This window comes from Flexivirga sp., from assembly GCF_051955415.1.
Classification (GTDB): domain Bacteria; phylum Actinomycetota; class Actinomycetes; order Actinomycetales; family Dermatophilaceae; genus Flexivirga.
Genome location: NZ_JBQCGS010000040.1, coordinates 1 through 12,589 on the forward strand (window position 1 = coordinate 1; position 12,589 = coordinate 12,589).

General features: G+C 69.1%; 16 protein-coding genes and 1 pseudogene. 9 read left to right on the plus strand and 8 right to left on the minus strand.

Going from position 1 to position 12,589, the window contains the following annotated elements; translation table 11 throughout:
- The 6 genes from ACTHL4_RS06230 to dnaK form a co-directional block, all read right to left on the minus strand.
- Positions 1–359: hypothetical protein (locus tag ACTHL4_RS06230; RefSeq protein WP_440281879.1), on the minus strand; the 359-nt coding region annotated here is incomplete at its 3' end.
- Positions 360–440: 81 nt separating this feature from the next.
- Entirely contained in the window at positions 441–716 is a 276-nt protein-coding gene (locus ACTHL4_RS06235) for a hypothetical protein (RefSeq protein WP_440281880.1), read from the minus strand.
- A 34-nt stretch (positions 717–750) separates the two neighbouring features.
- Positions 751–1,203 (minus strand): heat shock protein transcriptional repressor HspR, encoded by a 453-nt coding sequence (locus tag ACTHL4_RS06240; protein ID WP_440281881.1) that lies wholly within the window; start codon positions 1,201–1,203, stop codon positions 751–753.
- The gene (locus tag ACTHL4_RS06245; protein WP_440281882.1) at positions 1,203–2,210 is read right to left on the minus strand and encodes a DnaJ C-terminal domain-containing protein; all 1,008 of its coding nucleotides are present in this window, start codon (positions 2,208–2,210) and stop codon (positions 1,203–1,205) included. Before ACTHL4_RS06245 ends, ACTHL4_RS06240 begins: the two co-directional genes overlap by 1 nt.
- Positions 2,211–2,296: 86 nt before the next feature.
- Entirely contained in the window at positions 2,297–2,965 is a 669-nt protein-coding gene (locus ACTHL4_RS06250; protein ID WP_440281883.1) for a nucleotide exchange factor GrpE, read from the minus strand.
- Complete coding sequence (gene dnaK, locus ACTHL4_RS06255; RefSeq protein WP_440281884.1) at positions 2,962–4,869, minus strand: molecular chaperone DnaK; 1,908 nt, start codon at positions 4,867–4,869, stop codon at positions 2,962–2,964. Before dnaK ends, ACTHL4_RS06250 begins: the two co-directional genes overlap by 4 nt.
- 353 nt (positions 4,870–5,222) lie before the next feature.
- Here dnaK and ACTHL4_RS06260 point away from each other — a divergent pair, with 353 nt between their 5' ends.
- Positions 5,223–6,020, plus strand: coding sequence for a sigma-70 family RNA polymerase sigma factor (locus tag ACTHL4_RS06260; protein ID WP_440281885.1), 798 nt, complete (start codon positions 5,223–5,225; stop codon positions 6,018–6,020).
- Positions 6,021–6,042: 22 nt separating this feature from the next.
- Here the strand turns inward: ACTHL4_RS06260 and ACTHL4_RS06265 are convergent, their stop codons facing one another.
- Complete coding sequence (locus tag ACTHL4_RS06265; RefSeq protein ID WP_440281886.1) at positions 6,043–6,504, minus strand: phage tail protein; 462 nt, start codon at positions 6,502–6,504, stop codon at positions 6,043–6,045.
- A gap of 71 nt (positions 6,505–6,575) precedes the next feature.
- Here ACTHL4_RS06265 and ACTHL4_RS06270 point away from each other — a divergent pair, with 71 nt between their 5' ends.
- The 4 genes from ACTHL4_RS06270 to ACTHL4_RS06285 all read left to right on the plus strand — a co-directional run bounded on the left by ACTHL4_RS06270 (position 6,576) and on the right by ACTHL4_RS06285 (position 9,088).
- On the plus strand, positions 6,576–6,908 hold the full coding sequence (locus ACTHL4_RS06270; protein WP_440281887.1) for a YnfA family protein: 333 nt from the start codon (positions 6,576–6,578) through the stop codon (positions 6,906–6,908).
- 164 nt (positions 6,909–7,072) lie between these two features.
- Positions 7,073–7,459, plus strand: coding sequence for a YciI family protein (locus ACTHL4_RS06275; protein ID WP_440281888.1), 387 nt, complete (start codon positions 7,073–7,075; stop codon positions 7,457–7,459).
- Between the two features lies 1 nt (position 7,460).
- Positions 7,461–7,847, plus strand: a complete 387-nt coding sequence (locus ACTHL4_RS06280) for a YciI family protein (protein ID WP_440281889.1) — start codon at positions 7,461–7,463, stop codon at positions 7,845–7,847.
- Complete coding sequence (locus ACTHL4_RS06285; protein WP_440281890.1) at positions 7,844–9,088, plus strand: RNA polymerase sigma factor; 1,245 nt, start codon at positions 7,844–7,846, stop codon at positions 9,086–9,088. The genes ACTHL4_RS06280 and ACTHL4_RS06285 overlap by 4 nt, the downstream gene beginning before the upstream one ends.
- 33 nt (positions 9,089–9,121) lie before the next feature.
- Here ACTHL4_RS06285 and ACTHL4_RS06290 read toward each other — a convergent pair whose 3' ends face one another.
- On the minus strand, positions 9,122–10,456 hold the full coding sequence (locus tag ACTHL4_RS06290; RefSeq protein ID WP_440281891.1) for a D-arabinono-1,4-lactone oxidase: 1,335 nt from the start codon (positions 10,454–10,456) through the stop codon (positions 9,122–9,124).
- 451 nt (positions 10,457–10,907) lie between these two features.
- Here ACTHL4_RS06290 and ACTHL4_RS06295 point away from each other — a divergent pair, with 451 nt between their 5' ends.
- The 4 genes and pseudogenes from ACTHL4_RS06295 to ACTHL4_RS06310 all read left to right on the plus strand — a co-directional run bounded on the left by ACTHL4_RS06295 (position 10,908) and on the right by ACTHL4_RS06310 (position 12,480).
- Positions 10,908–11,318 (plus strand): YciI family protein, encoded by a 411-nt coding sequence (locus ACTHL4_RS06295; protein ID WP_440281892.1) that lies wholly within the window; start codon positions 10,908–10,910, stop codon positions 11,316–11,318.
- A gap of 22 nt (positions 11,319–11,340) precedes the next feature.
- The gene (locus ACTHL4_RS06300; protein WP_440281893.1) at positions 11,341–11,634 is read left to right on the plus strand and encodes a sigma factor; all 294 of its coding nucleotides are present in this window, start codon (positions 11,341–11,343) and stop codon (positions 11,632–11,634) included.
- A gap of 15 nt (positions 11,635–11,649) precedes the next feature.
- Positions 11,650–11,775 (plus strand): annotated as a pseudogene (locus ACTHL4_RS06305) (sigma factor-like helix-turn-helix DNA-binding protein); the annotation flags it as partial.
- Positions 11,752–12,480: a DUF6596 domain-containing protein gene (locus tag ACTHL4_RS06310; RefSeq protein WP_440281910.1), complete on the plus strand. Its 729-nt coding sequence runs from the start codon at positions 11,752–11,754 to the stop codon at positions 12,478–12,480. The pseudogene ACTHL4_RS06305 and the gene ACTHL4_RS06310, both read left to right, overlap by 24 nt.
- Positions 12,481–12,589: the final 109 nt, after the last annotated feature.

Genomic DNA, 12,589 nt, shown 5'->3' on the forward strand with positions numbered 1-12,589 from the left:
GTGTGGTTCAACCAGGGGGGGGGGCGGGGGGGGCGCCCTGCCGGGGGGGGGGGGTCTACGCGCGCGCGCCCCCGCCGGGGGCGCGGGGGGTGCGCCCCCCCGGCGAGGTCGGCATACACCTTCTCCAGGTTGTCGTGCTCCGGGATGAACAGCAGGGTGCTGCCGAGGCAGCCGCCGCCCTCGGTGCAGAAGCCGTAGAGCTCCCGCGACTCCTCGGGGTCCGGGTCGCGCATGCCGATCAGCCACGACGTGTATGACGGCGGCGAGAACCACGGGCGGCCAAGGCTTTTCGAGGCGCAGCCGACGTCGTAGACCTGCCGCATCAGAGCGTCGTCGGCGGGATCGATGAGTCGGATCACGTGCACGACGCTAGGCGGCGACGCAGGTGCGTCACCACCGAATTTGCCGGCGCACGCCGGACTACCGGACGGCGACCGACGTCATTCGACCGAGGAGCGGTCCTCGTCCAGCCAGCCGTCGTTCTCCTCGGCCAGAGCGGTGAAGCGCTCGGCCAGCCCACGGGCGACCGCACCGGAGGGATCGTCGATGGTGTCCACTACCACGTGCACGACCCAGTCGACGTCCTCGGCGTCGTCCTCACCCGCGAGAGCTTCGGAAACGACGCGCACCGAGGCGAATTCGTCATCATCGGAGAGTTGGTCGGCCACTTCCTCCGCCACGTCGCGGTCGGGGAAGACCATGAGGTGCTCGATCACGGAGTCCACTGTGCCAGACGGTCGTCACCCACGGTCAGCCACGCTTGCGCCATACGACCAGGGCGCGCTCGGCACGGACGGGGGTGACCCGCTCTCCGGGGCGCAACGGCGTGATCTGTCCGTCCGGCGCGGCTGCGAAGACGCGGCCGATGCCCTTACTGCGTTCGCGCGCGAGTTCGTCGGACAACTCGACCACCCGCGAGCGCAGAGCCTCGATCTGGTCCTCGAGCTGGAGGATCCGGCGGATGCCGGCGAGCGAGACACCCTCCTCCTGGGAGAGCCGCTGCACTTCACGCAGCACGTCGAGATCGTGCATCGAGTAGCGCCGCCCGCCGCCTTGCGTGCGGGACGGCGTGACGATGCCCAGGCGGTCGTACTGGCGCAGGGTCTGGGCGTGGATGCCGGCCAGTTGCGCCGCCGCCGAGATCGCGTAGATCGGCGCATCTCTCGGCGGCGGCGACGTGCCCTGCCAGGACGACCGCACCATCACTGCGCGGCTTTCGCGCTCAGCTCGGCGCGTGGGTCGACACCGTCGGCCCGCTCCTGCTCGGCGATCGTCTCGACCGCCTTCTTGGCGTCACCGGTCAGCTTCTCGGGCACGACGACCTGCACGGTCGCGATCAGGTCGCCGGTGCCGCTCTTGGCCTGGATGCCCTGGCCCTTGACCCGCAGCTTGCGACCCGAGGGTGTGCCGGCCTTGATCTTGACCTTGACCTGCTTGCCGGTGAGCGTCGGCACCGTGACGGTGGCGCCCAGCGCGGCCTCGGCGAAGGTCACCGGCAGCTCGAGCGTCAGGTTGTTGCCGTCCCGGTGGAAGACCGGGTGCGGCTGCACGGTGATGTGCAGCAGCAGGTCGCCGGGCTGCCCGCCGTTCGGGCTCGGACGGCCCTTGCCGCGCAGCCGGATCGTCTGCCCGTCCTTGACCCCGGCCGGGATGCGCGTCTTGATGCTCTGGCCGTCGGCCGCCTGCAGCGACACGGTCTCACCGGTCGCGGCGTCCCGGAAGCTCAGCGTGGTGCGCGCCTCCAGGTCGGCACCCTTGCGCGGGCCCGCCTGGTAGCCGCCGTACGGCGAGCCGTAGCCGCCCCCGCCGAACTGGCCGAGGATGTCGTCGAGGTTGATCTGCTCGCCGCCGCCACCGGTGGAGAAGCGGACGTTCTGACCGCCGCCACCGCCGAACATCGAGCCGAACAGATCCTCGAAACCGCCACCGCCGGTCGCGCCACCCGGACCGCCGGCGGTGAATCGAGCGCCGCCACCGACCATCTGGCGCAGCTGGTCGTACTCCTGCCGCTTGGCCGGGTCGGCCAGCACCGAGTTGGCCTCACCGATGTCCTTGAACTTCTGCTCGGCCGCGGCGTCGCCCGGGTTCTGGTCCGGGTGCCATTTGCGGGCCAGTTTGCGATAGGCCTTCTTGATGTCGTCCTGCGAGGCGTCCTGGGAGACGCCGAGGATCTTGTAGAAGTCCTTCTCCAGCCAGTCCTGACTAGCCATGCATCACTCCTTGGAAGTTGAAAGTCGTTGATCGAGCGGGGCGTTCACTGAGCGCGAGCTCCGCTCGATCAACGGCTCGGGCTGCATCAGGACGGGTCTGCCACCGCGACGCGGGCGGGTCGCACCATGCGGTCACCCAGCCGGTAACCGGGCTGCATGACCTGCACGATGGTGGTGCCCTCCGAACCCTCCGGCACCTCCGCCTCGATGTGCATCAGGGCCTCGTGGTGCGTCGGGTCGAACGGCTCGCCCACGGCACCGAACGGTGTCAGGCCCAGCCGGGTGAGGGTCGTGTCGAGCTTGTCGGCGATCTTCTCGAAGGGCGTGCCCTCCAGGTCGCCGTGCTCGCGCGCCAGGTAGATGTCGTCGAGCACCGGCAGCAGGGACTCCAGGACGCGTGCTGTGGTCGCGTCCTTCTGGGCCTCACGGTCGCGTTCGACGCGCTTCTTGTAGTTGAAGTACTCCGCCTGGGTGCGCTGCAGGTCGGCGAGCCGTTCGGCGGCGAGCGCCGTGTCGGGGTGTTCGCCGGCCTCCCCGGCAGTCGTCCGATCCTCGGCGTTCTGGCCGGCGGTGTCGTCCGTCACCTTGCCCTCCACTCTGCCCTCCGATCCGTCCTCCGTTGCGGCACGCAGGTCACCGTTCTCGTCGATCCGGCGCTTGTCGCGGATCACCGGCCCGGCCTGCTCCTCGTCTTCCGGCCGCCGGCCGGGCTCCGCCGAAGCGGAGCCCGGCTGCGGACCCTTGGGGTCGGTCACTTGGAGTCACCCTTGGAGTCGGACTCGTCATCGACGACCTCGGCGTCCACCACGTCGTCGTCGGCCGAGCCGGCCGAACCACCGGCAGCGCCCGCGTCGGCGGTACCGGCCGCGTCACCGGCCGCGGTGTCGGCACCGGACTGTTGCTCGGCGGCATACAGGGCGGCGCCCATCTTCTGGGACGTCTCGTTGACCTTGGTGGTCTTGGCGGAGATGTCCTCGGCGGTGGAGTTCTCGTCCTTGAGGGCGTCCTTGAGCTCGGTGAGCGCCGACTCGACCTCGGACTTGGAGTCGTCCGGGACCTTGTCGCCGTTGTCGGCCAGGAACTTCTCGGTCGAGTAGACCAGCTGCTCCGCGGTGTTGCGGGCCTCGGTCTCCTCACGGCGCTTCTTGTCTTCGGCGGCGTGCTCCTCGGCGTCGCGGACCATCCGGTCGATGTCCTCCTTCGGCAGCGCGGAGCCACCGGAGATCGTCATCGACTGCTCCTTGTTGGTGCCGCGGTCCTTGGCGGACACGTGCACGATGCCGTTGGCGTCGATGTCGAAGGTGACCTCGATCTGCGGCACACCGCGCGGCGCCGGCGCGATGCCGGACAGCTCGAAGTTGCCCAGCGGCTTGTTGTCCTTGGCCAGCTCGCGCTCGCCCTGGAACACCTGGATCTCGACCGACGGCTGGTTGTCCTCGGCGGTGGAGAACACCTCCGAACGCTTGGTCGGGATCGCGGTGTTGCGCTCGATCAGCTTGGTGAACAGGCCACCCTTGGTCTCGATGCCGAGCGACAGCGGCGTGACGTCGATCAGCAGCACGTCCTTGCGCTCACCCTTGAGCACACCGGCCTGCAGGGCGGCGCCGACGGCGACGACCTCGTCCGGGTTGACACCCTTGTTGGGTTCCTTGCCGGTGAGGTCCTTGACGACCTGGGTGACGGCCGGCATACGGGTCGAGCCACCCACCAGCACGACGTGGTCGATGTCGCTGACGGTGACGCCGGCGTCCTTCATGACCTGCTCGAACGGCTGCTTGGTGCGCTCCAGCAGGTCCTTGGTCATCTGCTCGAACTGCGCACGGGTGATGGTCTCGTCCAGGTGGATCGGGCCGTTCTCGCCCATGGACAGGTACTGCAGGCTGACGCCCGTGGACGTCGAGCTGGACAGCTCCTTCTTGGCCTGCTCGGCGGCGTCCTGCAGGCGCTGCATGGCGATCTTGTCCTTGGACAGGTCGACACCGGTCTGGTTCTTGACCTGCTGGACCAGGTGGTTGACGATCCGCTGGTCCCAGTCGTCACCACCGAGCTTGTTGTCACCGCTGGTGGCCTTGACCTGGATGGTGGAGAAGCCGTCCTCCGGGTCCTTGCCGACCTCGAGGAGGGACACGTCGAAGGTGCCGCCGCCGAGGTCGAAGACCAGGATGAGCTCGTCCTCCTTGCCCTTGTCCAGGCCGTAGGCAAGCGCCGCCGCGGTCGGCTCGTTGATGATGCGCAGCACGTTGAGGCCCGCGATCTCGCCGGCCTCCTTGGTGGCCTGCCGCTCGGCGTCGTCGAAGTATGCCGGCACGGTGATGACCGCGTCGGTGACGTCCTCACCCAGGTAGGACTCGGCGTCGCGCTTCAGCTTCTGCAGGATGCGGGCCGAGATCTCCTGCGGGGTGTACTTCTTGCCGTCGACCTCGGTGCTCCAGTCGGTGCCCATGTGGCGCTTGACCGAGCGGACCGTGCGGTCGACGTTGGTGACGGCCTGGCGCTTGGCGATGTCGCCGGCCAGCACGTCGCCGTTCTTGGCGAACGCCACGACCGACGGCGTGGTGCGGCCGCCTTCCGCGTTGGCGATGATTTCCGGGTCGTTGCCCTCCAGGACCGCGACCGCGGAGTTGGTGGTGCCGAGGTCGATACCTACCGCACGTCCCATGTTGGTGTTCTCCCTTGGTTGAGATGGTGGTCTGTCGTTGTCTCCTCGCCGGACGCAGTGATGCCTCGCGTCATACGAGCGAAGTTGACTGCATCCGACTCAACTCCGGTGGACCCGGCCGTGTCAAACCGGCCGCACCAAAGTTGCGCTTACTTGACTCAACTTTCCACTCGGCCGAATGATTCCCCGTCCGCGAAACGAATTTCGGGCGGCCTCGCACAACGGCGACGCGCACGGACGGCGGGCGCCCTCGGCCTGTCTCCCGTTTGCCACCACTTGCCGGAGGTGTCACTGTGAGGAGGACGTTCCGGCTCAAGAAGGTGGTCGGTCTGGTTCCACACGGGAGCAGAGCTATGCCGCCTCACCCTGCAGTTTCCAGCTCACCGGAGCGTTCATCCAGCGTCGAGGATTCACTGCGCAAGGCCCAACGGGTCAACCGCGGTCGCGCTGCCCAGTTGCGCCATCAGGTGGTGCTGGACCATCGGGGGCTGGCCATCTCGATCGCGCACCGTTACGACGGTCGCGGCCTGGAGCGACAGGACCTGGAACAGGTGGCCCTGCTCGCGCTCGTGCAGGCGGTGCGGCGTTACCAGCCCGGCCGTGGCCACGGGTTCGTGGCCTTCGCGGTGCCCACCATCACCGGTGAGTTGAAGCGATACTTCCGGGATCACGGCTGGGCCGTGCGGCCCCCGCGGGAGCTGCAGGAGCGGTGCCTGGCCGTGCGTTCGTGTGTGGACAGGCTGACGCAGCAACTCGGTCGAGAGCCCCGCGCCGCCGACGTCGCCGCGGCGCTCGGCCTGACGATCCGCGACGTCGAGCACGCTGTGGTCGCCGACGGACAATACGTCGCCGGTTCGATGGACGCACCCACCGAGCATCATCCCGAGATCACGGTGAGCGAGACCCTGGGCGCCGTCTCCACCGACCTGCAACGGGTCGAGGACTTCGAGCAACTGCGATCAGTGCTGCGCACGCTCACCCCCCGCGACCGGCTCATCGTCCGGTTGCGTTTCGTGGACGAGCTGACGCAACGGCAGATCGGCCGGCGCATCGGCGTCAGCCAGATGCAGGTCTCGCGGCTCTTGGCCGGCATCCTGGACGAGCTGCGCGGTGCGATGGCGCCTGGACGGGACGTCGGCGCCGCATCGTGACACCCCGGGGACGCAGCCGCGGTCAGTGCACACCCTTGATCACGAAGTAGGACCCACGGATGGTGCCGGCGAGCTTCGACCTCTGCCGGGCGAACTTGAACGCAGCCAACTCCTGCGGCACCTCCATGCCGTCGGACAGTTTGAAGCCGACAGCGCGCTTGCCGCCCTCGGCGAGGGTGTACATCACATTGATCGACAAGCCGCTGCGGTAGAAGACGTAGGCCATCCGGATGCCGTCGACCTCGAACTCGGTCGCCTCCAGCGCGGGCGAGGCGATCACGATGTCTCGCTCGTCGGCGAGGATCTCGCTCACCCAGTCCACGGCCGACGCTGCTTCGTCGGCGGGCTCGACGGTGAACACGTGGTCGTACTTGTTCTTGAAGTAGCGGGCTTCGTTGGCGCGCAGGCCCGCGAGCGCCTCCGCGACCGGCGACGACTCGAGCCCGACCGTCGACACAGCGGTGAAATCGACTGCGTAGGACACGGATCCTCCCAGGGTCGCGGTGCGGCGGGCGCCATACGGCGTGGTCAGCGTATGCCGTCTACCGTGCTGCTGTGACGACCCTGCGGATCTACGGCCTGTTCGTCCTGGCCGCGCTGGCCGAGATCGGCGGCTGCTGGTTGATCTGGCAGTCGGTCCGTGAACACCGGCCCTGGTGGCTCGCCGTCGGCGGCGCGGCCGCGCTCGCGGCATACGGCTTCATCGCCACCGCCCAGCCGGATGCCCACTTCGGCCGGGTGCTGGCGGCATACGGGGGCGTCTTCATCGCCGGCTCGCTGGCCTGGGGCGTCCTCGCGGACGGTTTCCGGCCCACGCGGTGGGACCTGCTCGGTGCCGTCGTGTGCCTGATCGGTGTCGCCGTCATCATGCTGGCGCCGCGGCGCTGACCGGGCCACGGGGCCGCCGGCCCGGGCCCCTTGAAAATGTTCCGGGTCCGGTGTCGGATCGGTGTCGTATTCGGGCCCGCGCGTTCGTGGGGTCGGTATGGCGGCCGAGCGGCCGTCGGGACGGGGCCGCAGCCGGTTCCCGACCGACCTGAGAGGAGAAGGCAGTGCCGAACTATCTGATCGCGTTCAACGACGAGTGGGTCCCCGACCAGACACCGGAGGACCTGCGCCGCAAGAGCGAGGCCTCGCGCGCGGTGCTGGAGGAGATGAAGGCGGCGGGCGTCTTCCTGTATGCCGACGGAGGGATCGACGCGTCCACGGCGATCTGCAGCGTCGTGGCCACAGCCGGTGAGCCGGTCTTCAGCGACGGGCCGTATGTCGAGACGAAGGAGCACCTGGGCGGATTGACCGCGATCACCGCCGCCGATGACGACGCCGCCCGTTACTGGGCCGGTCGCCTGGCGGTCTGTCTCGACTGGCCGCAGGAGGTGCACCGGTTCCCTTCCGGTGTGGCAGAGATCATCGACCGCCAGACGCAGGAGGGCCAGTGACATGCCCAGGTACATGATGTCGGTGTTCGGAGCACCCGAGCTGGGCGACTACGGCAACTACCCGTCCAAGGAGGCGATGCTCGCGTCGTTCGCGGACACTGCGGCCTTCAACGAGAAGCTCGAACGGGAGGGGCATTTCGTCTTCGCCGACGGACTCGCCGAGGCGACGACCGCCACCACCGTCGACGGCACGGGCGACAAGCCGATCGTCACCGACGGCCCCTATCTGGAAGCCAAGGAATACCTCGGCGGCTTCTGGGTCATCGAAGCCGCCGACCTCGACGAGGCCCTGGCGCTCGCCGCCGAGGGGTCCAAGGCATGCCGCGGCAAGGTTGAGGTGCGTCCCTTCCAGACCGCTGAATCCTTTCAGGCACTGATGGATTCGTGACACTTCCACCCGTCGAGGCGGCGATCGCCCGGGCCCACCACGAGGAGTGGGCCCGGGTGGTGGCCGGTCTCGCACGTCGCTTCGGCGACCTGGACCTGGCCGAGGACGCCGCCGGCGAGGCGTTCGTCGCGGCCGTCGAGCACTGGCCGCGCCAGGGCGTCCCGGCGAACCCGGGCGGCTGGTTGACCACCACCGCGACGCGCAAGGCGATCGACCGGTTGCGTCGTGAGTCCCAGCGGGACGGTAAACAACGGGCGGCATACATGCTCATCGACGAAACCCCAGCGGCCGCAACGGGTCCGGTGCAGGACGACCGGCTCCGGCTGGTCTTCACCTGCTGTCACCCCGCGCTGGCGATGGAGGCCCGGGTGGCTCTCACGTTGCGGCTGCTCGGCGGGCTCAGCGTCGCCGAGATCGCGCACGCGTTCCTGGTGCAGGAGACCGCCATGGCGCAGCGCATCACCCGAGCCAAGGCGAAGATCAAGGCCGCGCACATCCCTTATCGGGTGCCGTCGGTCGCCGACATACGCGACCGGCTCGGCGGGGTGCTCGCCGTCGTCTACCTGATCTTCAACGAGGGTTACCTCGCCTCGGTGGGGGACGACCCCTTGCGGACCGACCTGTCGGACGAGGCGATCCGGCTCAGGCGGCTGCTGCACGAGCTGCGACCCGAGGACGGCGAGGTGACCGGGCTCTTGGCCCTGATGCTGCTGACCGACGCGCGGCGCGCGGCGCGGCTGTCCGTCACCGGCGAGCTGGTCACCCTCGACGAGCAGGACCGCGGCGCCTGGGATCGCGCCCTCATCGCCGAGGGGCATGCGCTGGTCCGTGATTGCCTCGCCGCCGTCGCAGCCGGCGGTGAAGCTCCTGGCCGGTATCAACTGCTCGCGGCAATCAATGCGGTGCACACCTACGCACGGTCCGCGCGCGACACCGACTGGTCACAGGTCGTCACGCTCTACGACCGTATGGCGCGCATCGACCCCTCGCCCATCGTGCGCCTGAACCGGGCGGTCGCACTCGCCGAACTCGACGGACCGGAGCTGGCGTTGGCCGAGATCGACCGGGTGGCAACGCAACTGAAGGATTACCACGCCCTGCACGCGGCGCGCGCCGAGCTGTTGCGGCGTCTCGGCCGCAGCGCCGACGCGCGAGCGGCATACGACCGCGCGATCGTGCTCGCCGGCAACCCCGGCGAGCTCGCTCATCTCAACCGGCGGCGGGACCAGTTGCGCGGCTGATCCGTTGCGGCGCAGTCGGGTTCGCCACAGGCTTCAGCTGCCGAGGACGCGGTCCAGGAAGGGATTGGCGAACATCCGGTCGGGGTCGAACGCGTCGCGGACCGCGACGAAGTCCGCGAAACGCGGGAAGAGCGCGCGCAGCTCCGGGGCGCGGTGATCCAGTTCCTTGCCCCAGTGCGGCCGGGCGCCGAGGTCGCGCATCCGGCGCCAGAACTCGGCGAAGTAACGGTCGCGGTCACCGCCGACCGCCGTGTAGGCACCGAGCTGAACGACATCCTCGCCGTAGGCGGGGCTGAGCCAGCCGTGGTCACCCTTGACGAAACGCAGCTCGGTGATGAAGTTGACCCGTGCTCCGCTGACGTCGACCGTGCGCACCGCCGCGTCCCACGCAGCGCCGCCGCTGGCCAGTGGCACCGCGGCCTCGGTCTCGGTATGGCGGACAGGCATCGGCGTGGAGAAGATCATCGGACTCGGCCCGGTCCGACTCGGCTTGCGGAGGGTCCGGCCGGCGACCCGGTTCCAGGCGGGCACCCAGCCCGGTCGCCGGTTCTGCGCCGCATAGACCAGCGGGAGCGCACCATGGTGCAGCAGCTTCTCGTCGACGAAGCGATCGAGGAGGACCGGAAGCACCGTGCGCGGCGCCGACACGCGTTCGTAGCGGAACACCAATGCCCGCGGCGTGTGCGGCATCCACCAGACCTTGGTGAACTCCGCGCTCGTGCTGATCTCGGGAAGCGCCGCGGCGACCTGATCGACCGGGAGCCACTCGATGCGTTCCCGCAGGTGGAAGGCGGGCACGACCTGCAGACGGACCCGGGTGATGATGCCGAGCGCTCCGAGGTGGACCCTTGCGGCGTCGAGCAGTTCGTCGTGTTCGTCGAGATCGCGCACGGCGCCGGTGCCGTCGATCAGGCGCATGCCGGACACCAGACCGGACAGGTTGGGGTGGGCGAGGCTCGACCCATGAGTGCCTGTCGCGATCGCGCCGGCGACCGACTGGTTTGCGATGGACCCGAGAATCGGCAGCGCCAGCCCCCGCTGCGCGAGCGCGGCGCTCAGGTCACTGAGCCGGGTGCCTGCGAGGACGGTGACCGTGGAGTCGTCGTGCGTCACGATGCCGCGCAGGTTGTCGAGCGAGACCGCGACATCGGATGGCGCGGCGATCGCGTTGAAGGAGTGTCCTGCACCGACGCACCGCACCCGGCGCCCCTCGGCGCGGGCACGACGCACCGCTCCGACGACCTCGCCCTCGGTGCCGGGGAGCTCCCAGCGACTCGGGGCGGAGCCCTCCGTGCGGGCCCAGTTGGCGAACCGCCCATCCCGGAGCTGGGGCGGCCGGCGCCAGCGAGGTGCGGTCGTTCGGGTCATATGCGGACCTTACCGAAGAGTAACTTTCTATGGGTGGGTCATCGAGGATCCGCCGCCGACACCAAGCAGGTCACGATCACCGGCAACTCCTCCCGTCCGGCCGTCATCGTCGCTGGTCCGACCGTCAGAGTCACCGCTGTAGCGTCGGAGCATGGGGAGTCCACTGGGATTCGAAGGGCTCTTCGAGGAGTCCTACGTCGACTACGCGAACGCCGACACCAGCGGGACCTTCGATGCGCCGACCGCACCGGAGCGGAGGTGCTGCGCCTCGCCGCCCACCTCCAGCTCGTATGAGGAGCGCGGGTCTCGATACACCTCCCCCGCTGCGCTCCTCCGGCACTCGACCAGCTTGCTGCAAATGATTCTCGCGACGATGTCGAGATCGCGCCGACAGCATCGTCCCCTGGATATCCGCGGCCAGAATGGTCGCAAGCGACGAAGGGAAACGATCATGGCGAAGTACTTGCTGCTGAAGCACTACCGCGGCGCGCCGGCCGCCACCAACAACGTGCCGATGGACCAGTGGACCCCGGACGAGGTCGACGCACACATGAAGTACATGGACGACTTCGCCACGGAGCTGGAGCGGTCCGGCGAGTTCGTCTCCGGCGACGCGCTGTCGATGGACGGCATGTGGGTGCGGTATGACGGCGAGGGGAAGCCACCGGTGACCGACGGCCCGTTCGCCGAGACCAAGGACCTCATCGCCGGGTGGATGATCATCGACGTCGACTCGCAGGAGCGGGCGATCCAGTTGGCCGGCGAGCTGTCCGCGGCGCCCGCCGCCGGCGGCGAACCGCTGGGTGAATGGCTCGAGGTCCGGCCGTTCCTGACCTGGGATCGCGAGGCCACGGCGGAGTGACGTGCCGTCCGGCGGACCGACCATGGACGACGACCTGGTGCGAGAGCTGGTCCCCGCTGCGATAAGCGCCCTCTGCCGACGCGGAGCCGACTTCGCGTCGGCGGAGGACGCGGTCCAGGACGCGTTGATCAACGCCCTTGGCAGCTGGCCCGATGCGCCACCGCGGGACCCACTGGCGTGGCTGATCACCGCCTCCTGGCGACGCTTCCTCGACCAGGTCAGGGCGACCGATGCCCGGCGCGCCCGCGAACTGCGCGTCGCGGACCATCCCGAGCCGGGCAGCACCCCGAGCGTCGACGACACCCTGCAGCTCTAGTTCCTCTGCGCGCACCCGAAACTCTCAAACTCCGCCGCCGTCGCGCTCACCCTGCGAGCCGTCGGCGGCTTGACCACCCGCCAGATCGCCGATGCCCACCTGGTGCCCGAAGCCACTATGGCGCAACGCATCAGCCGTGCCAAACGGCTGCTGCGCGACACCCGACTCGATGCGCCGGGTGACCTCGGCACCGTCCTGCGAGTGCTGTATCTGGTCTTCAACGAGGGGTATGGCGGTTCGCTCGACCTCAGTGCCGAGGCGATCCGGCTGACCCGCCGACTCGCCTCTCGCACCAGCGAGCCCGAGGTCCGCGGCCTGCTGGCGTTGATGCTGCTGCACCACGCCCGCCGCGCCTCGCGCACCGGACCGCAAGGACAACTCGTGCCGCTACGGGACCAGGACCGCAGTCAGTGGGACACCCGCCTCATCACCGAGGCGGTGACGATCCTGCAGCGCGCCCTGGCCGACGACCGGCTGGGCGAATACCAGGCGCAGGCAGCGATTGCCGCGCTGCATGCCGATGCCCGGACCGTCGAGGAGACCGACTGGGTGCAGATCGTCGGATGGTATGACGAACTCCTGGCGCTCACCGATTCGCCGGTGGTCCGGCTCAACCGGGCAGTGGCGGTCGGCGAGGCGGACGGGCCTGCGGTAGGCCTCGCGGCGCTTGCCGGTGTCGACGCACAGGTCCCCCGGCACGCCGCGGTGGCGGCATACCTGCACGAGCAGGCAGGCGACCTGCCGGCCGCGGCGCGGCACTATGCCGACGCGGCACGCCGGGCGACCAACGCCAAGGAGCGCGATCATCTGCTGCGCGAGGCGGCCCGGCTGCGCGATTTCCTTTGAAAAACCTTTACCGTCAAGTCCGCTCGGCGTCCACTGTTACCGCCGGGTTCGGTTGAAGGATGGCAGACGCTGTCGCCACCTCGGCACAGCAATCCCATGCCCTGGGAGG

Coding starts and splice junctions, on each gene's coding strand:
- ACTHL4_RS06240 (WP_440281881.1), bottom strand. CDS start 1,203: ATGGTGCGGTCGTCCTGGCAGGGCACGTCGCCGCCGCCGAGAGATGCG.
- ACTHL4_RS06245 (WP_440281882.1), bottom strand. CDS start 2,210: ATGGCTAGTCAGGACTGGCTGGAGAAGGACTTCTACAAGATCCTCGGC.
- dnaK (WP_440281884.1), bottom strand. CDS start 4,869: ATGGGACGTGCGGTAGGTATCGACCTCGGCACCACCAACTCCGCGGTC.
- ACTHL4_RS06260 (WP_440281885.1), top strand. CDS start 5,223: ATGCCGCCTCACCCTGCAGTTTCCAGCTCACCGGAGCGTTCATCCAGC.
- ACTHL4_RS06280 (WP_440281889.1), top strand. CDS start 7,461: ATGCCCAGGTACATGATGTCGGTGTTCGGAGCACCCGAGCTGGGCGAC.
- ACTHL4_RS06290 (WP_440281891.1), bottom strand. CDS start 10,456: ATGACCCGAACGACCGCACCTCGCTGGCGCCGGCCGCCCCAGCTCCGG.
- ACTHL4_RS06295 (WP_440281892.1), top strand. CDS start 10,908: ATGGCGAAGTACTTGCTGCTGAAGCACTACCGCGGCGCGCCGGCCGCC.
- ACTHL4_RS06300 (WP_440281893.1), top strand. CDS start 11,341: ATGGACGACGACCTGGTGCGAGAGCTGGTCCCCGCTGCGATAAGCGCC.
- ACTHL4_RS06310 (WP_440281910.1), top strand. CDS start 11,752: ATGGCGCAACGCATCAGCCGTGCCAAACGGCTGCTGCGCGACACCCGA.